This is a genomic window from Coleofasciculus sp. C1-SOL-03, from assembly GCF_040220555.1.
Lineage (GTDB): Bacteria > Cyanobacteriota > Cyanobacteriia > Cyanobacteriales > Coleofasciculaceae > Coleofasciculus.
This window is the reverse complement of record NZ_JAVJUO010000146.1, coordinates 28269-47669: the sequence shown is the minus strand read 5'-3', so window position 1 is coordinate 47669 and position 19401 is coordinate 28269. Positions and strand designations below refer to the sequence as shown.

Sequence of the window (19401 nt, the reverse complement as noted above, 5' to 3'; positions counted from 1 at the left end):
GTTGTTCCGTTATCGGTGGGGTAGGGCGGGTTTTGTTATTCCGTTATCGGTGGGGTAGGGCGGGTTTTGTTGTTCAGTTATTGGTAAAAAGCTAGCGTTAGTTCCTAAACCCGCCCCTACAGTTCCTAAACCCGCCCCTAGAATCTTCTGCCTTCTTCTCTAGGAACGATGACCTGTAACAATATAGGTTACTCGTTGACCGATGTTGGTCGCATGGTCAGCCATACGTTCGATATGACGAATTGCCAAGACCAAGAGTACAATTGGCTCCACTACGCCTGGAATATCTCGCTGAAAGGCTAACGTTTGATAGAGCTGATCGTAAGCATTATCGACTTGATCATCTAATACTTTAACCGCTTGTCCAGCCGTCGCATCTAAATCCGCTAATGAGGCTAAACTCGACGCTAACATCGCTTGAGCATGGTGGGACATTTCTTCAATTTGGGGTATACAAGGATGAGGCGGGTAAGCGAATAGTTTTACCGAAATTTCCGTTAAATCCTCAGCATAATCACCAATACGTTCCAAATCTCGGATTAACTGCATAAACGCACTGACAAGGCGTAGATCTTGTGCCACTGGCGATTGAAGTGTGAGCAGAGAGGCACACTCTATTTCTATATGGCGGTAGTAGCGATCAATTCGTTTCTCAACGGAGGTAATTTCCTGGATTGCCTCCAAATTTTGGTAAAATAAAGCTTGATGACCCAGGCGGAATGAATTTTCCACCAATGCGCCCATCCGCAGCACATCCTGCTCTAAGCGGTTAAGGCAGCGTTTAAAATGATTGCGATCGCAAGGGCGGTTTGCAGAAGATAGACTCACCTCATCCTCATTTGTGGCTGAACACCTCCTGCCTACTCGATCGTAGGGGCAAAGAGGAAAACCACACCTCCTAACTCAATGTACTGATACAAAGTGGTGGGTAAAAAGAGGTACACTTTCTACCCAATTGCCTAATGTTTTCAGGCGCATCCCCTGTACGGGGACAAGTTAGCCTCGTCCATACTGTCTATGGACGGGGTGATTGACTTGCCCGAGGACAAATTCAATTCTGTCTACTTCTATTGATAGCAGATTAAGGTTAAATTGGAGTAAACTATTGTGCTGGCAAGTGGGGGGTGGTGATTTATCATTCGTCACAGAACAGGCAACAGGCAACAGGCAACAGGCAACAGGTAAGGTAGAGTTTTAAGTTAATTTCCTCATCACCCCATCACCCCGTCACCCCATCACCCTCAAGCCAATTCAAACTCTCGTGTCTCCCCTTCAACCATCTCATACACCTCACCCTGGAAACCAATGCAGACAGGTTGAGACCAGCCGCGATCAAACGAGACAGTTATTTTTTCATCCGTAAACCGCAGTGATAGCCAGTGTCCTCGATAGCGCAATCGCAGGCGTGTATCGGATAGTTCCTGGGGTAGAGACGGATTAAACCACAATACCTGATCGCGAATGTCCAACCCGGTATAACACCGTTGCATCAAATCCACCGTTCCCGCCATCGCCCCTAAGTGGATGCCTTCAGGCGTTGTCCCTCCCTGAATGTCATCAATGTCGCTATGAAGAGCCTCTTTAAAGAATTTCCACGCTTTTTCCCGGTCAGATCGGGATAATACCCAGGAATGCACCATCCGGCTGAGCGTGGAACCATGGGAGGTTCGCTGCATATAATAGTTAATATTCCGGGGGATGGTTTCCGCATCGAAGGGGTAGCCCATATATTCAAATAGATCCTGCAACGTCTCCGACGAGAACAGATAGAACAGCATCAGTACATCCGCCTGCTTGCTGGCTTTGTAGCAGTTCGCATCCTCGTCTTCCGCCTCTAAAATACGATCAAGGCGCTGGATATCGCCGTATTTTTCTCGGTAACCTTCCCAATCAAATTCCTTCAGGTTCTCATACCCCTCAAACTGGCTAATTATTCCTTCCTCGTGGAACGGAACAAACATTTTGCGACTAATCTCTTCCCAGCGAACCAGTTCTTCGTCCCCGATGTTCAGAACTTCGGTTAACTCTTCGCGGCGCTTTTCGTCGAGTAACTGTAACACGCCACTGGCACAACGTAGTACCCATGCCGCCATTACGTTGGTGTAAGCATTGTTATTTAATCCCGGCGTATCGGTATCGGGATAGTGGGTGTGGAATTCATCGGGACCCATAACACCCCGGATCTCATAGCGATCGCGCTCTGCATTATATATCGTAATACTTGCCCAGAAACGGGCGAGTTCCAGCAACAGTTCTGCGCCGTAATACGAGAGAAATTCTAGGTCATTCGTCGCTTGGTAGTACCGCCAAACGTTATACGCAATTGCCGCATTGACGTGTCGCTGAAAATTGGAGTTATCCGGAATCCAACGTCCAGAACGAGGATTCAGGTGCAATTCCTGGCTTTCCTCGCGTCCATCACTACCACTTTGCCAGGGAAACATGGCGCCCTGGTATCCGGCTGTACAGGCTAAATGCCGCGCTTCGGTGAGGCGGCGATAACGATACATTAGCAGAGAACGGGTCAATTCCGGTAGGCGCAGATTCAGGAAGGGAAAAATGAATAACTCATCCCAGAGAATATGTCCCCGATAAGCTTCCCCATGCCATCCTCGCGACGGCACACCCACATCCCGATCAATGGTATTGGGTGAGGAGGATTGCAGCAGATGGAAGATATGTAACCGTAAAATAAACTGGGTGTCCACATCGCCGTTTTCTAGGTTAATATCGGCAATACTCCAGAGATGACGCCATTTCTGCTGATGCGATCGCAATAAATCAGCAAAGCCTGACGCTCGGCGGATAGTCTTCCTAGCTTCTAGTCCAGGTTCACTGATGGCAAAGTCCCTGGATGTATAAATCGCGACAATCTTCTCAACCCGCAGTTCCTTCTGTTGCTGACAGGGTACAACTAAGTGCTGGGCAATCCGTCCATTCTCATCCCGACGTTCTCGCTGCGTCGGCACCACCACATCGCCCTCGAAGACTTGGGTTCGCGCCGCTTGAGTCATGCGGATATGAGATTGATTGGTGCAAACACTTAGAAAAATCGCGTCTTCACCCTCATAACCCATCTCTAGGATGTCTAAATGCTTACTATTAAGCTGTCGATAACGCTCAACATTCTGATTGGATACAGTCCCATCGAGTGCCGAACGAATCTCGATTTCTCCTGACCAATTATGGGCAATTAGCCGCCACTCAATCGCCGCCAAATGGGGGTTTTCTTGATGCACAATCCGGCGGCTGGTGAGGGTAAATTCGCGCTCGTTGGCGTCACGGAACCGCACTTTTCGTTCCAGCACGCCACACTGTACGTCTAAGCGATAGGAAAACTCCAATACGTCAACCGCATCAATATCAAACCAGTCACCATCTTTGGGGCGAAAGTTCAGGGGAAGCCAATTGGGAAAATTAACCAGATCTTCGCTTTCCAGGACACGACCCGCTATATTGGTTTCCAGCCGATTATACCCCCCAGCTAAGTAAGTACCAGGATAATGAGAACCTCCGGCATTCACCTCCTCAAAAGCGCCGCGTGTGGCAATGTAGCCATTCCCCAAGGTACAAAGCGCTTCTCGTAATCCCTGTTGTTCGGGTTTCCAGTTGGGATAGATTAGTTGCCAATCGTGCGTTTGTCGTTCAGCCACGATTCAAATTCCTTCTAATGTCTTCAATAATGCTTGGAAAAACTGCTTCACCTCGTCGGGGTTTTGCAGATAATAATCAGCCTGGGTTGGTTCGTCTGGCATACCCACACGAATGCCAATCCCGCGATCGCGCAATGCTTGGAAGGCATCTTCGTCGGTGGTATCGTCGCCTAAATACATCGGCAGCACATTTGGGGTGTTGATGTCAAGTTTATCTAGCAACCAACAGACAGTACGCCCTTTATCCCAGGGTACGTCTGGCTGTAGTTCAAATATCTTTTTACCGCTACTTTGGCGTAACTGTGGATGGTTTTGAACCACCTGATCAACAATGGCTTGAATCGGTTCTATATCTGACTCAGCCACTTCTCGATAATGAAGGGCGATCGCAAACCGTTTCCGTTCCACTTTCGCCCCAGGAATGGGTTTAAGTTGTTCCCGTAGCTGGTTTTCCGCCTGATCTAATTCCGGGAGGCTGGCTTGGGCTTGTTGTTGCTGCATTTGGATACCACCGCCTGCTACATCAAAGCCGTGGCTACCTGCATAGTAGAGTTTATCGATACCCACCATGTTCTGCACATCCGCCAAATCCCGTCCACTAATTACCGCCACAATTACCTGATCGGATAACTGTAGCAGTAGCGATCGCATGTCCTGAGATAGGGTGGCGGCTTCGGGACGTTGTACAATCGGCGTCAGTGTCCCATCATAATCGGTAAATAAGGCTAATTGGTGATCGCGCAGTCGATTCTCAATAGCGCTAATTTGTTCTAGGGCTGAGGGTAGGAATTGAGCGGTGTTCTCTGGCGTTACCGAGATATCGCGTAAATCGCGAACCACGACATCCGCACCATGCTGGCGTAAGGCGTCACCACCGCCATCGCGCACCACACCCACAACTAAACCAAACTGTCCCGCTTTTCCTGCTTTCACCCCCGATATCGCATCTTCAACCGCGATCGCATTTTCCGGTTCCACAGCAAGTTCACGGGCGGCTTGTAAAAAGATATCGGGTGCGGGTTTACCATTAAGGTTCAGTTGTGCAGAATCAACGCCATCCACCTTCGTATCAAACAGATGCATTAACCCCGCCTTATCCAAAATCGCTGCACAGTTGCGACTGGAGGAGACAACCGCCGTTTTCACGCCCTGGTTTCGCCAGTGATGAATCTGTTCGACTGTATCAGCATAGGTTTCCACGCCTTCCTGTTCCATGACATCCAGAAAAAGCTGATTTTTGCGATTCCCCAGCCCACAGATGGTTTCCTGATCACTGGAATCATCAGGATTTCCTTGGGGTAATTCAATCCCACGGGAGGCTAAGAAGCTTTTTACCCCGTCATAACGCGGCTTCCCATCCACGTACTCGTGGTAATCCCCATCAATATCAAAGGGCGTGTAATCCTCTCCCTGGCGTTGGGAATGGTGTTGCAGATAATCATCAAACATCTGCTTCCAGGCTTTAGCGTGTAAACGCGCCGTCTGGGTAATGACGCCATCGAGATCTAAAATGACCGCTTTATACTGGTTTTCGCTCATAACTTAGCTGATAGTCGTTCACCACTTGGCGCGATACCTCCGAAATAGTTTCGGACGATTGCACGACCAAAAGATCAAGGAGTAATCCTTATCTGTTGGTTAGTGTACTGGGGGATTAAAGGGTATCGCCTCAGTCTTTAGAGGAATTTGCTTGGTCAGGACGTATTACCATGAGTTGACACAAAAATCTTGTATCTTGGTTCAGATTTTACCCCAATCGCCAACAGGTCAAAAATCTTACTGGCTTCTCTATTTAGAGCTTTGTTAACCAAGCGTTAGATCTTTCTTAAATTTTGTGCGATCGCGTCACCCAATGTAGGGCAAAAGGCAGAAGGTTAGTCGCCGCCATGTAGGGGCGACCCGCTGGTATTAATGAACAACACTATCCACTCAATTCGGTCGGGTCGCCCTGTTCTCACCTGTTGGGATTAGAACCTAATTTCTTAGGATGAAACGGGTTGACAAAAAAACAGTTTCTATGATTCAATAAACAGTATAATCGGAATAGGTGTGCGCCTATAGACTCTGATTAATTCAATTGCCTGCCTTCCCTGGCAAAGAATTCTTGAATATTCCCTTCATCCTGTTAATTTGCCTGATTGCCGCCATGTAGGGGCGACCCGCTTGCATTAATGAACAACCCTATCCACTCAATTGGGTCGGGTCGCCCTGTTCTCACCTGTTGGTATCAGAACATCTAAACAGATTCAATCCGAATAACCTTTAACAGCAAGCCACTCATGGAAATTCAGATCGCCCTACCCGATGATGTCGCGCATTCGTTAGAACTTAAATGGGGTAGCTTGGAACGCAGGCTACTAGAAATGATAGTCATTGTCGCCTATCGTGAGGGTTCGATTAGTGTCGGTAAAGTGCGAGAATTACTGGGAATGTCTACCCGCTTGGAGGTTGATACATTTCTCAAAGCCACAGGTGTCGAGTTACACTATAATGAAGCGGACTTGGAAGCGGATTGGCAAACCCATAAACAATTACGCCAAGAAGGAAATTTGTCATTAGTCATTCGTCATTAGTCATTCGTACTTTCTTGCAGCGCTATCAATCCGAAAACTTGTAGGGGCGGGTTTAGCCAAAATATTGAGGGGAAATCCGATAACTTCTATACAAAACCCGCCCTTCCCCAGAATTTCGATAGGTTTCTTTACTGTGAGAATCAACCGTTTGCCATTGGTGTTTACTTAAGCTTGTGATTACGCGATTAACGTTGAGATCCCCCTAAATCCCCCTTAAAAAGGGGGACTTTGATTGATTTGTTTATTGCAAGGGGGATTTTGATTGATTTGTTTATTGCAAGGGGGATTTTGATTGATGTTTTATTGTCCCCTTAAATGACTGGGCTTAATTTCTGGTTCACTCCTAACAAAGGGTAAAATGTCTTGTTCCCCCCTTTTGAAGGGGGGCTAGGGGGGATCTCTTATTACCGTATTTGGCAACAACTCAACACCACTTCCCCACCTGTACGGGCTTGGAAACCAAGTACGGGCTTGGAAACCAAGCCCCTACGCGGACGCTTCTGGATACCGTTGCAAGAACCTACATCCGCCTCACCCGATTCAAAATGTCCCTAACCGTCTCCGCATCGGGGGATTTCAGATGCTGTAAGATAGCCAGGGATTGCTGCAAATTTGTTCGGCTAGCGCCACGGTTCCGCCAGCAATGCCGACAATCGTGGCAATTACTGCCATTGTCCCCTCTTTTTGAGTTTGTGCCTCATAGGATACCGACAACCCCCGAATCCCCATCAACTCAGACACAGCGGGTTCAGCAGCTTCCCCCGCGATCGCAACTGTTCGTAGTAAGGGCTTTAGCCTTATTTTGTTTAACAGCTATCAACCCAACCTACAACCTATTCCACCCTTGTAGGGGCGCAAGGTTTGCGCCCAATATAATGCCAGGAATTGAGAGGATAGTCATTTTTAAACGCAGAGGTACGCAGAGGTTTCCGCTCCAGGTAGCAGAGGGATTGAACGTATTAGAGAGAAGGTTTTATAAAGTAGAGGGAAGAAGATAAGATAAAACAATAGAATGAATTCCCTATTCCCTATTCCCTATTACCTATTCCCTATTCCCTAAAAATAACTAATTACAAGGCAATTGAATCTGTAACCAAGCCCCCCCAGTTTCCGGATGATTCTTAGCATTCACTGTACCACCGTGAGCCTGAACAATTTGCTGAACGATCGCCAAACCTAAACCACTCCCACTACTGCGCCCCAATGTGGTTACATTCTCAGACGTAGGTTGCCGATATCGCGAGACATCTCCTCGATAGAGTCGCTCAAACACACGAGGTAAATCATTCCCTGAAAACCCCGCACCTTCGTCAATAATATCGATTTGCATCAACGCTTTTTCCGTTGGCTTAGCCTGGGTTGAAGTGCTGACCTCAACTCGAATCAATCCTTGCGGGGGACTATGCTTAATACTGTTATCTAATAAATTCAAAAAAACTTGGATCAGTCGAGACTCATCGGCTTTAATCGGTAAAGTATCGGGTCCACGATAGGCAAGATGCAAATCTTTTTGCTCTGCCAAAGGTTCCAATCGTTGCCAAGCTGACTGAATTAAAACGTTTAGGTCGAGGGATTTATAGGTAAGACTCTTGTTGGGATCTTGTTCAAGATGGCTGAGTTCTAGCCAATTTTGAATTAGGTCAATCAACCGATTAATTTCTTGCAGGAGTTGCTCAACCCAACGGCTTTCTGGCGGGTTAACCCGTCCTTGCAACGCTTCTGCAACTAAGCGAATCGACGTGAGTGGGGTTCTCAATTCGTGGGCTAAATCAGACACCCACTGATTGCGAGATTCTGAGAGTTCAATTAAAGGTTGTCGATTCTCCAGAAACACGCCAACTTGCCCATTAGCGAGGGGCCAACCATACGCCCGCAACGTGAGCGATCGCACTTCACTCATCGCCGCACCATCCATACAGGCGGGATGAAATACCCATTCTTGGCTCGTCGATTGTTGCTGTTTTCGCGTTTTCTCGATTAACTGATCCAGTTCGTAGGATCGCACCACCTCTAGCAGTAAGCGAATCTGTCCGGGTTCCCAGCGGTCAATTTGCAACAACTGACGCGCCTGCTGGTTACACCAAATTAAATGATTGTCTTCATCTACTTGTAAATATCCGACGGGCGCGACTTGAAATAGGGATTGAATCGCGTTGAGTTGGTCTTCTAAGACAAGGCGCTGCTGATTCGCTTGGGCAATCGCTCCCCGTAAACGAGACTCTAAGGGAAAGGAGTTACTGGTCGAATTGACTGGTAACAACTCCAAGGTTTGCTTGAGCTGCTGTTTGGTGCGGTGTTGTAACCATAAGCCAACCCCAATTCCTAGAGCTAGACCCAAGAGAAATGTCAAGAGGGTCATGGGTGTGATCAATGAGACTATTACCAAGCGATGGTTTAGTTATTGTAACCTTTTGACAGGACAATAGAGGTACTGATTTGGGTAAGATGCGATCGCCGGTGTCGCATCTCAATCAATTAGCCAAATCGGTAGCCGAAGCCACGAACGGTAATCAAGTATTCCGGTTGACTGGGGTCTTTTTCTAATTTTTCCCGCAGCCAGCGAATGTGAACATCGACAGTTTTGGTATCTCCCAGAAAATCGGCTCCCCAAACCTGATCAATTAACTGTTCACGAGACCAAACCCGACGCGGATACCCCATAAACAATTCCAACAGTCGGAATTCCTTGGGGGAGAGATTCACCTCCTCACCCCGCACCGTGACCCGGCATTCTTCGGGGTAGAGGGTAATATCCCGTAACTGCAACATCGGCTTTTGCGGTATGGAACTATAGCGGTGACGACGCAGCAGGGCGCGACACCGGGCGATGAGTTCTCGCATACTAAAGGGTTTAGTCAGGTAGTCATCGGCACCGACTTCCAACCCCAACACCCGATCCGTTTCACTGGCTTTGGCGCTGAGAATCAAGATGGGAATAGAATTCCCTTTATACCGGATCAAGCGACACAGATCGAGTCCGTTCACCTGAGGCAACATCAAATCCAGGATCAACAGGCTAAAGTTACACTCCTCCTCATTGGAGTCACCCTCGGACAGAAGGGTTAAGGCGGTACGACCATCAGCAGCCGTCACCACGTCATAACCTTCTTCTTGTAAGGACAACATCAGCATTTCTCGGATGAGATCCTCGTCTTCTACAACCAAAATGCGGTTAGATTGTGCCAGTTCTGGAGTAGAAGGGCTTTGCGGTAGATCGACAGAAAGCATAAATGGTAAGGAATTTGGGTATATGAACGTCTAAGCCAAGATATACACCAAAATCATGGTGTTGAAACTATGAATAGATAGAACTCTACGTCTAGATTGACACAAGATTCAGCTTGTGTGGCTATGTCCTGTCAATTTTTGCAGACTGAAAACAATTTGCACAATTTTATTGCCGATTCTCCCATGCTGACATACACTAAGGATAGTGTAATACATGTCATACGCAAGTATGACAGAATGAGGGGTCTTACAGAAACAAAGCAGGAGGCTGGTAACCCTAGTCCCCCTGCTTTCACTTTTTTAGAAGGGATAATGCTGTTACATTTGATGACCTGGATCGAGGTTGAGGAGTACTTGAAGCGATCGCCAGGAATTATTCTGCCGATTGGTTCAACCGAACAACATGGACCAACGGGATTAATTGGGACTGATGCGATATGCGCTGAAGCGATCGCCCGAGGCGTAGGTGAAGCGACGAATGCGATCGTTAGTCCCACAATTAGCGTGGGGATGGCGCTGCATCATACAGGGTTTCCTGGTACGATCAGCCTGAAACCCAGTACCTTAATTCATGTCATCCAAGATTATTTAGTCAGCTTAACCCGGGCTGGATTTAGCCGATTTTTCTTTATTAATGGTCACGGTGGTAACGTGGCAACGCTGAAAGCCGCCTTTTCTGAGAGTTACGCCTATCTCTGGGATCTCAACATTCCCAACAGCGATCAAGTCAGATGTCGCCTTGCTAACTGGTTTACCTGTAAATCGGTGTATCAGTTAGCCAAACAATGGTATGGTGACCAGGAAGGGTCTCACGCCACACCCAGCGAAGTGGCGTTAACCCAATACCTTTATCCCGAAGCAATCAAGAACGCCCCATTAGCGGCGAATGTCGCCTCTGGACATCCCATTTACGGGGCGACAGACTTCCGCCGTCGCTATCCTGATGGACGCATGGGGTCTAACCCCGCCTTAGCCAAACCGGAACATGGTCAACAATTCTACGAGATGGCGGTGAAGGAAATAAGTCAAGCCTATCTGGAATTTTTGCATACCGAGTAACCTTCCACACATCAAATCAATTAGAATTACGCCCGGAAACCGTAGGGGCGCATGGCGTGCGCCCGATTCAATGGTAAAATCTATCCCACCATTTTAGGTGTGCCACGCCACTACATTAAACGATTACCCCGCAATTCCTCTCAACGCTGAATCTCTCATATTACAGCGTGAGCCTCCTTGCGGAAAGAAGGTGACAGTCGGCTAGAGACAGGTTAAACTCTTAATTAAACCACGCCTGCTGGTCAAACCAACAATAGGGTATGGTGTTTCCTCGGTGTATTTGCTACAAGTGAGCAGATTTGGATTGGGCACAGAGCGATCGCTCGACTCCAACTCACGATTCAATCAGTAGGAAAGTGATTCCTCAGAGGAAGATTACGGGGATGAATGCGATCAATTTTACTGTCGCGATTTGTACCTATAACGGCGCGAATCGTTTACCAGAGGTTCTGGATAGGTTGCGATCGCAGCAAGGCACAGAGCCTATTTCCTGGGAAATTATTGTCGTTGATAATAATAGCACGGATGATACGGCTAAGGTCGTTCAGGAGTACCAAGCGAACTGGTCGGAACCTTATCCTCTTCATTATTACTGGGAACCTGAACAAGGACTAGCATTTGCTAGACGATGTGCCATCCGAGAAGCCAAAGGTGCTTTAATCGGTTTTCTGGATGACGATAATTTTCCCCAACCCAATTGGGTAGCCCAAGCTGATCATTTTGGGCAATCTCATCCAAAAGCTGGGGCGTATGGAGGACAAATCCATGGCAAATTTGAAGTCGAACCCCCGCCCGGATTTGAGAGAATTGCCCGTTATTTTGCCTTGATTAAAGGAACGAAACCCTATTGTTATAACCAAAAGTATGCCTCTACCCGCAAAAAGATGTTTCCTCCAGGAGCCGGAATCGTAATTCGCAAACAGGCTTGGATAGAAACTGTCCCTGAACGTCCCCTGCTCCCTCAAACCAATGAAGATTTAGAAATGCTGTCATACCTCTGGCAAGGCGGTTGGGAACTATGGTTCAATCCAGCCATGGAAATTGACCATTTTATTCCTAAATCCCGTTTTGATAAAGAGTATCTGCGGCGTTTCTTTCAAAATAATGGTCGGCTACGATATCAGGTGCGAATGTTAGCCTATAAACCCTGGCAAAGACCCCTGGTTGTACCGATCTATCTAGGCAATGATATCAGAAAACTAATCCTCCACTTTCTCAAATATCGTTCTGTGCTGAAAACGGATGTTGTTGCTGCTGGAGAAATGGAATTACTGCTCACGATTCTCCTGCGGAATTTTTATAAATAAATCATTGGATTTGATTGACTATGAAAAATTTAAATAGAGTTGACTCTAAAGATATAGCATTAACAGGCACAGAACTCCTATGTTTTGTAATTGTCAGGAATGAATCCAAACGTTTGCCTTTTTTCTTAAACTACTATCGCGAAAAAGGAATATCTAAGTTTTTTATCGTCGATAACGACTCAGAAGATAAGACCTTAGACTATTTAATCCAGCAAGAGGATGTCTATACGTGGCATACTCAAGAATCTTTCCAGGACAATAAACTAAATTGGCTAGAAGGGTTACTCAAAAATTACGGTCAAAATCACTGGTGTTTAATCGTTGATGCCGATGAAATTCTCTATTATCCCGATTGTGAAACCCGCAGCCTAAGCGATTTTTGTCGCCAAATAGAATGGCAAGGGAAAAATGCCGTTCAAGGGATTATGTTAGACATGTATTCGCAGCAGCCTGTTCAGGAAGCCTACTATAGTCCGGGAGATGACTTTTTAGAGATTTGTCCCTATTTTGATAGACAGTATTATCATCACCAGGAAGGAACAATCAGGGATTATTATTGGGGAGGATTGCGACAACGTATCTTTGGCAGTGAGGATAAACGAGGCAAGAAGCCCTACTGTTTAACCAAGTTTCCTTTGCTTAAATACAATGATACTATGATATTTTATTCAGAACATGTCACAAAAAATATAAAAGTTTCTTCGACAACGGCGTGTTTGCTACACTTTAAATATTTTTCATTTTTTATCGATTACGTGCAATCAGAAATCCAGAGGAATCAGCACTGGCAAGGAGCCGTCGAATACCAAAAATATGCTCAACTTATTGCCGAAAATAAGCCACTAAACCTGTACGAGCCAGAAATTTCTGTGCGGCTGAAAAATAGTCAGCAGTTGATAGATATGGGGATTATAAATCGGGGAGTACTTATGGATAAACGATTAGGATATGTAAGCTTATTGTTAGAATTATTTTATGACACTAAAATACTGGGACGTGCATTCCTTAAAGTTTTGTCCCAAAAAATTAGAGTTCCACCACAAATACCAAAGAGTCATCTGTATCTACCCAGATCCAAGTAAAACTGTTTCGTTATTACATAAAAAAATGCAATTAATGCATCCGGGTCTGAAAGACATTCTGCTCGTTGAGCAATATATCAAGACTAAAAAAATAGGGTTTTTATCTATAGAAACTGATTTACCCCTTTGGTTCAAAAAAATCAGCCAATCAATTCCAAATTACTCCATAGGACTTCAATTTCGCCGCGAGTACCGCCACATTTCAATGGGGATTAGAGCATTTCAGCTTAAAGATATCGATACAATTTTTATATTTGAAATCTATAACCAACATTTATTAGGAGTTCTGCCTTTACTAGCTTTAACAGGAAAACAGGTATTGATTAGCTTACATGGTAATCAACAATTTGCCATGACTAGCAAAATCAAATTATTCGGATTAGTCTACCTAAAAAGGTATCTGCAACTTTTCAACAATTTAAAAGTCGTTTTATTTGAAATCGATGATCATGTTATCCCAGATAAATTTCGCTTACCAGCGTCATCCAAGATAATTATCCCTCATCCAATCCTTAGCGAAGTCACGCCCAACCGGAAACCCGGTGAACGCTTGCCTATAGATGCCAAAATTAAGATAGGGGTGGTGGGGATGATTCGACAGGATAAACCTATCTCAAAACTAATTGGCAGATTACAGGAATACATCAGCTCAAATTCTGATCAATGCGAACTAATCATAGGTACACCCTTTGGTCAAAAACCTGATTATTTAGATCAATTAGGAGTAGCTCTCTACGATACCACCAAAGAAGAGGACTATATCAGTGTATTAAAACAGATTGATATTTTGGTCATTCACTATGACAAAGATCGTTATTACTACCGCACCAGTGGTGTGATTAGTGATGCCGGATCGTGTGGCTGTTATATTATTGCCTCTGATTATCCAGTTATTAAGCATCAAGTGAATGCCCCTGTCCCCATTGGTGCAACATTCTCAACGTTTGACGAAATTGGTTTCCTAATTAATCAAGCCATCACTCATATTCGCCAGAAGGGACAGGATAACCACTGGATTTGGCGAGAACAACGAACCGCAGAAGCGATCACAAAACTCCTCTTCCCCAAAACACATAACTAAGTAGGGCTTGCTGAATAACTGTTGTGGTGAGGGGGAGCAATGTAGAGACGCGCCATGGCGCGTCTGGGAGCTGGGGGAGCGAGGGTACATTTTACCTCAACAGAGGGTTGAAACCATTGCCCATTGCCCATTGCCTATTGCCTATTGCCTCTCCCCACCACAAGACTTATTCCGCAGCCCCTAATTAGGTAAAAATCCCCGCTCTAACATCGTCCTTAAATTGCTGTAGTCTTGTCTCTAGTTCATGGGTAAGACGCTCAACGATGAACTCATCACTTAAACTAGGTTTGACTGTTTTGGCAATATCCATAAGTTGTCGGGCGACTCGCTGATTTGGATCACCGCCAATTTGATTAAACACGCTTAATTGCTCCTGTTTTAACCAATCTATCCAGTAATTAATTTCTGGGCGAATACGCAAGCGAGTCGAAGGAGCCTCAGGAAACACAGGATAGAAATCCCAGAGAGGCATAACATACTGAGGTTGGTATTCAATACCTAGAGACAGGCACCAATCCTGCCATTTAAAGGAATTAATATTGGCACTGGTTTTGATCGGAATCCAAGGCACTCGTAGGGCATCCGCAATGATAGCACCATGCATGGCTTCAGCGAGTAATACCTCAGTTTGGCTAATTGCTGATAAAATGTTTTCAATTGACCAACGCGGATCAATATCGGCGAATCCCAGTTGTTCACAGATAGCACTCCAGGCTGAACTGGCTAGGATAGCGTGCTTGAAATGAGGCATAAAAGCAAAGCGCTGGGTTTTAGAATGATTCGCCGGAAATAATCGCCTTACCAGTAAGCCAGCATCGGTAACGGCGGCTTCTTTGGCAACACCAAGCGCTTGGGCAGACAGGGGTCCTCTGAGGCAATATATCGTCCAAGACTGATTAATTTTGGGTACAGTTCCATATCCATATCCTACACCCGTTCCAAATACGATGGTTTTCTCTGCCTTGGGTAATTTTTTGTTGAGTAACGTCCCAATTCCTACAAAAAGGGTTCGTCCGTCTTCATCCAGAATGTTGGGTATTAATTGGTTCCAGATCCAAGGGTTGAGTTCATCACCAAAATTGGCGTATTCATCGGATTTGTAGTAGTAGAGCTTCATTTTTCATTTTATTGTTATCCCACATTCTGTACGCCCAAAACTCTAAAAGTCGTCTTCCTCTTCCTCATTGGCATCATTTGCCTCATTTGCTGAATTCTGGCGCAATCCTCCCGGTAACGCGGCAATAATTGCATCCAGTACCCTGGAAACTGGGATCACCTCAATATCCAGATCCGGTAACACTTGACCCTTGGGAACGATCGCCCGTTTAAATCCTAATTTGGCGGCTTCCTTTAACCGTAGTTCCATTTGCGACACCAACCGCACCTGTCCCCCTAATCCAACTTCGCCAATCATCACCGTGCGCGGATCAACCATGCGATCGCGAAATGACGCCACGACTGCAATGGCAATTCCCAAATCCGCCGCCGGTTCCTCAACGCCCAACCCGCCAGCCGTAGCCACATAAGCATCTAATTTAGACAGAGGAATCCCTACCCGTTTTTCCAAGACTGCCAAAATTTGCTGTAATCGACTATAATCCACGCCAGTGGTTGAACGACGCGGCGCACCATAACTGGCGGGGGACACTAACGCCTGCAACTCGACTAAAATCGGACGAGTCCCCTCACAAGCCACCACCGTCGCTGTACCCGGACTCATTTCATCCCGATTGCCCAAAAATAGCTCCGACGGATTCACCACCTCCTGCAACCCCTTATCCACCATTTCAAAAATCCCGATTTCGTGAGTTGCACCAAACCGATTTTTTACCGATCGCAGCAGACGATGAGAGGCAAAGCGATCGCCCTCAAAATACAATACCGTATCCACCAAATGTTCCAGCACCCTCGGTCCTGCGATCGCCCCTTCTTTGGTTACATGTCCGACAATCAGTAAGGTAATATTTGCCCGCTTTGCTACCTGCATCAAGGCTGAGGTACATTCCCGCACTTGCGCCACGGAACCCGGTGCTGAAGTTAACGCGGCGAAGTAGAGCGTCTGGATACTGTCAATGACGGCAACTTGGGGTTTAAGTGACTCCAACTCCCGTAATACCTCTTCTAAATCCGTCTCTGCCAATACATACAGATTTGGCTCATGATCCCCAGCGGATTTGCCCTGATTCGCGGTTTTCGACTTTGCCGATTTCCCCCGCTTTTTTGCCGCCCCATTACTCGTCGCCTCACTATTATTATCTGCCGCCTCCTGAAGCGGATCAGCACAAACCCCCAGGCGAGAGGCTCGCAGTTTCACCTGTTGTCCCGACTCTTCGGCACAAACATAGAGGATACGATGCTCCTGGGACAGTTGATTTGCCACCTGTAGCAGCAACGTGGATTTGCCAATCCCTGGATCACCGCCAATCAACACCAAGGAACCCGGGACGACCCCGCCTCCTAGTACCCGATCCAATTCACTATACCCAGAGGCAAATCGGCTCTGGACATTATTGGAAATTTCTGAGAACTTAAGTGAGGCTCGCGGTTGAGCGCGTCCGGAGGTTGGCGATGGAGTCAAGGCGCGGGTATTGGATTGCCAACCCCCACTCCTCAAGTTAGTCGCTGTTGAGAGCATACTCTCCTCTAAGGAGTTATAGGTGCCGCAGGAGGAGCATCTGCCAAACCACTGGGAGTGTTCTGCCCCACATTGATTACAAACATAGATGGATTTAGTCTTAGGCATCCTGATCTCAAGGTGCTAGGAATTTTCAATACTTAAACCAATCTTAAAAAGTCGTAAGAAAATGTCAGACGAAAGCATTATGACTTAAAAAAGCTTCGTATAACGTTATATCTTAGAGATAAGCTACTGATAAATTAACACTTCGTTGACCGTAAATTAGGAGTCTTGAATCAATTGGAAACTGATAAGGAAAAAATTCTGGTTGTCGATGATGAAGCGAGTATCCGCCGGATCTTGGAAACTCGCCTGTCGATGATTGGCTACGATGTCGTCACCGCCGCCGACGGGGAAGAAGCCTTAGAAACCTTCCGCACGAGTGAACCCGATTTAGTGGTGTTAGATGTGATGATGCCCAAGCTAGATGGCTACGGCGTCTGTCAAGAGTTGCGAAAGGAATCGGATATCCCCATCATCATGCTAACGGCATTGGGTGATGTTGCCGACAGAATTACTGGGTTAGAGTTGGGCGCGGATGATTATGTGGTCAAGCCTTTTTCGCCCAAAGAGTTAGAAGCCCGGATTCGTTCGGTGTTGCGGCGGGTGGACAAGGTAGGAGCGTCCGGGATTCCCAGTTCTGGGGTAATCCATGTCGCTAGTATCAAAATTGATACAAACAAACGACAGGTATATAAGGGAGATGAACGGATTCGGCTCACGGGGATGGAATTTAGTCTCCTGGAATTGTTAGTCAGTCGCTCTGGAGAACCCTTCTCTCGGTCAGAAATTTTACAGGAGGTGTGGGGATATACCCCAGAACGCCACGTCGATACCCGCGTTGTCGATGTGCATATTTCTCGACTGCGAGCCAAGCTGGAAGATGATCCGAGCAATCCAGAGTTGATTCTCACCGCACGGGGGACTGGATATTTATTTCAACGGATACTCGAAGATGGGGAGACATAAATTTTGAGTGTTGGGTTTTGAGCGGTGAAGGTTGAGTGTTGTAGCAACCGCTACAACAGTTAGGACAGGCTTGCGTTCATCGAAACAATATAACGCTGTGGAAAAAATGGCTAAACCTGATCAGAATTCTGTGTTGCGACAATTACCGTTTATTGTGGGGGGATTAGGCGGGACGCTATTGTTCATCAATCGCTTGCTGACTCCCCAACTGACGGAATCTCAGGCGCGTTCAGACGCACTGGGGGTTATTCTCAGTGCCATATTGATTTTGACAGGTTTGCTGTGGCAGCAGGTGCAGCCGCGATCGCCAGATGCGGTAGATTTAATTGGGAAGGAAGGGTTTGAACTGACACCAGAGTTACCGGAGGCGGTAAAAACGGAACTGGCTTGGGCGTCACATTTATTATTGACGAATACCGTGACGCGATCGCTGGTTGTGTTTTATCAGGGAAAAGTGCTACTCAGGCGGGGAGTATTGGGAAAAAACCCAGAGGTAAAACCCGGTGCTATCCTGAAGCGGGTTCTGGAGCAACAAAAACCCATTTACCTGGTTGACTTGAAACTGTATCCAGGGCGAATCGAATTTGACTACTTACCAGAAAATACCCAAGGACTCATCTGTCAACCTCTGGGCAATCAGGGTGCTTTAATTTTAGGCGCGAATGCTCCCCGCAGTTACACCAAACAAGATGAGCGCTGGATTGAGGGGCTAGCTGATAAACTAGAAAACACGTTGAGTCAGTCAGTGCAGTCGAATGTCAACGGTTAGGATCGTCTTATGTATTATGTCTTATGTAAGACTTTGAGGAACGTTTACTAACTTGATATCGTTAAGTTTAGATGTCTATCACTTTGCTCTACTGGAGATTAATTGCCCTGATGCTTGTGGGTGTCGTGGGTGCTGTAGTCCCTGGTCTTCCTGGTTCTAGCTTAATTGTTGTGGCTTGGTGGGTTAAGTCAACTATTTCCCCTCTGGAAACTGTCGCTCTCGCACATCATGACTATAGTCTTGCACCGCCTGAGTAATCACTTGCCGCAAATTCGCATAGACTTTGGCAAAAGGTGGCTGACGTTCCGAAAGTCCCAGTAAATCGGCTGTGACTAACACCTGTCCATCACAATCGGCTCCAGCACCAATCCCAATGGTGGGAATGGTTAAGGTTTGTGTAATCTTCCTAGCCAAATCCGCCGGAATATGCTCTAAAACTAGGGCAAAGACACCCGCTTGCTCAAGCGCGATCGCTTCGGCTAAAATCCGCTCTGCTGTCTCTTCTGTTTTCCCTTGCTGACGATAACCCAGCAGATGTACCGACTGCGGTGTCAACCCGACATGACCCATCACCGGAATTCCCGCCGCCGTTAAGTGGGCTACTGTTTGGGCTATAGCTGGATGTCCGCCTTCTAATTTTACCGCCTGCGCCCCGGTTTCCTTCAATGCCCGACCCGCCGAGTGCATCGCTTGTTGGAGACTTTCCTGATAACTTAAAAAGGGTAAATCGCAAACCACGAATGCTTGTTTTACCCCCCGACGCACGGCTTTAGCATGGTGCAGCATCTCGTCCAAGGTTACGGGTAATGTCGTTTCATACCCTAATGTGACCATTCCCAAGGAATCCCCAACCAGAATAATATCTACTCCCGCCGCATCTAATAATTGTGCGATCGCATAATCCCAAGCGGTCAAGACGACTAACGGACGCCCTTGTTGTTTCCATTGTTTCAGTTGCTGGATATTGACCATTGGGGGAATTGTGATCCTTCGCTTCGCTAGT

Annotated in this window: 16 protein-coding genes; 7 read left to right on the top strand and 9 right to left on the bottom strand. The window is 46.6% G+C overall.

The genetic code is table 11. From position 1 onward, the window contains the following. Positions 1-159 precede the first annotated feature (159 nt). From phoU to otsB, 3 genes are all read right to left on the bottom strand, one after another. On the bottom strand, positions 160-828 hold the full coding sequence (gene phoU, locus RIE73_RS23375) for a phosphate signaling complex protein PhoU (protein ID WP_446403471.1): 669 nt from the start codon (positions 826-828) through the stop codon (positions 160-162). 413 nt (positions 829-1241) lie between these two features. Beyond that, a complete protein-coding gene (locus RIE73_RS23370; RefSeq protein WP_446403470.1) occupies positions 1242-3653 on the bottom strand; it encodes a glycoside hydrolase family 65 protein in 2412 nt (803 codons plus the stop codon). 3 nt (positions 3654-3656) lie between these two features. Further along, positions 3657-5192, bottom strand: a complete 1536-nt coding sequence (gene otsB, locus RIE73_RS23365; protein ID WP_446403469.1) for a trehalose-phosphatase — start codon at positions 5190-5192, stop codon at positions 3657-3659. A gap of 740 nt (positions 5193-5932) precedes the next feature. Here otsB and RIE73_RS23360 point away from each other — a divergent pair. Beyond that, positions 5933-6226, top strand: a complete 294-nt coding sequence (locus RIE73_RS23360) for a UPF0175 family protein (RefSeq protein WP_446403468.1) — start codon at positions 5933-5935, stop codon at positions 6224-6226. 576 nt (positions 6227-6802) lie between these two features. Here the strand turns inward: RIE73_RS23360 and RIE73_RS23355 are convergent. The 3 genes from RIE73_RS23355 to RIE73_RS23345 all read right to left on the bottom strand — a co-directional run bounded on the left by RIE73_RS23355 (position 6803) and on the right by RIE73_RS23345 (position 9454). Then, positions 6803-6967 carry a hypothetical protein gene (locus tag RIE73_RS23355; protein ID WP_446403467.1) on the bottom strand — a complete coding sequence of 55 codons (165 nt, stop codon included), beginning with the start codon at positions 6965-6967 and terminating at the stop codon, positions 6803-6805. A gap of 325 nt (positions 6968-7292) precedes the next feature. Next, positions 7293-8585: an ATP-binding protein gene (locus RIE73_RS23350; RefSeq protein ID WP_446403466.1), complete on the bottom strand. Its 1293-nt coding sequence runs from the start codon at positions 8583-8585 to the stop codon at positions 7293-7295. A gap of 116 nt (positions 8586-8701) precedes the next feature. Next, complete coding sequence (locus RIE73_RS23345) at positions 8702-9454, bottom strand: winged helix-turn-helix domain-containing protein (protein WP_446403465.1); 753 nt, start codon at positions 9452-9454, stop codon at positions 8702-8704. A 312-nt stretch (positions 9455-9766) separates the two neighbouring features. On the opposite strand from RIE73_RS23345, the gene RIE73_RS23340 reads away from it, so the two are divergent. From RIE73_RS23340 to RIE73_RS23325, 4 genes are all read left to right on the top strand, one after another. Then, the gene (locus RIE73_RS23340; RefSeq protein WP_446403464.1) at positions 9767-10513 is read left to right on the top strand and encodes a creatininase family protein; all 747 of its coding nucleotides are present in this window, start codon (positions 9767-9769) and stop codon (positions 10511-10513) included. 383 nt (positions 10514-10896) lie between these two features. Next, on the top strand, positions 10897-11820 hold the full coding sequence (gene hpsE, locus RIE73_RS23335) for a hormogonium polysaccharide biosynthesis glycosyltransferase HpsE (protein WP_446403485.1): 924 nt from the start codon (positions 10897-10899) through the stop codon (positions 11818-11820). Positions 11821-11840: 20 nt separating this feature from the next. Continuing rightward, positions 11841-12902: a glycosyltransferase family 2 protein gene (locus RIE73_RS23330; RefSeq protein ID WP_446403463.1), complete on the top strand. Its 1062-nt coding sequence runs from the start codon at positions 11841-11843 to the stop codon at positions 12900-12902. Beyond that, positions 12796-13983 carry a glycosyltransferase family 1 protein gene (locus tag RIE73_RS23325; protein ID WP_446403462.1) on the top strand — a complete coding sequence of 396 codons (1188 nt, stop codon included), beginning with the start codon at positions 12796-12798 and terminating at the stop codon, positions 13981-13983. Before RIE73_RS23330 ends, RIE73_RS23325 begins: the two co-directional genes overlap by 107 nt. 184 nt (positions 13984-14167) lie before the next feature. On the opposite strand, the gene RIE73_RS23320 is transcribed toward RIE73_RS23325, so the two are convergent. Further along, positions 14168-15100, bottom strand: a complete 933-nt coding sequence (locus RIE73_RS23320; RefSeq protein WP_446403461.1) for a polysaccharide pyruvyl transferase family protein — start codon at positions 15098-15100, stop codon at positions 14168-14170. A 42-nt stretch (positions 15101-15142) separates the two neighbouring features. Beyond that, positions 15143-16726 (bottom strand): DNA repair protein RadA, encoded by a 1584-nt coding sequence (gene radA / locus RIE73_RS23315; RefSeq protein WP_446403460.1) that lies wholly within the window; start codon positions 16724-16726, stop codon positions 15143-15145. A gap of 174 nt (positions 16727-16900) precedes the next feature. On the opposite strand from radA, the gene rpaB reads away from it, so the two are divergent. Together rpaB and RIE73_RS23305 are read left to right on the top strand one after the other, a co-directional pair. Beyond that, the gene (gene rpaB, locus RIE73_RS23310; RefSeq protein ID WP_446373579.1) at positions 16901-17629 is read left to right on the top strand and encodes a response regulator transcription factor RpaB; all 729 of its coding nucleotides are present in this window, start codon (positions 16901-16903) and stop codon (positions 17627-17629) included. A 106-nt stretch (positions 17630-17735) separates the two neighbouring features. After that, positions 17736-18398: a cofactor assembly of complex C subunit B gene (locus RIE73_RS23305; RefSeq protein WP_446403459.1), complete on the top strand. Its 663-nt coding sequence runs from the start codon at positions 17736-17738 to the stop codon at positions 18396-18398. A 192-nt stretch (positions 18399-18590) separates the two neighbouring features. On the opposite strand, the gene panB is transcribed toward RIE73_RS23305, so the two are convergent. Next, the gene (panB, locus tag RIE73_RS23300; RefSeq protein ID WP_446403458.1) at positions 18591-19370 is read right to left on the bottom strand and encodes a 3-methyl-2-oxobutanoate hydroxymethyltransferase; all 780 of its coding nucleotides are present in this window, start codon (positions 19368-19370) and stop codon (positions 18591-18593) included. Between the last annotated feature and the right edge of the window lie 31 nt (positions 19371-19401).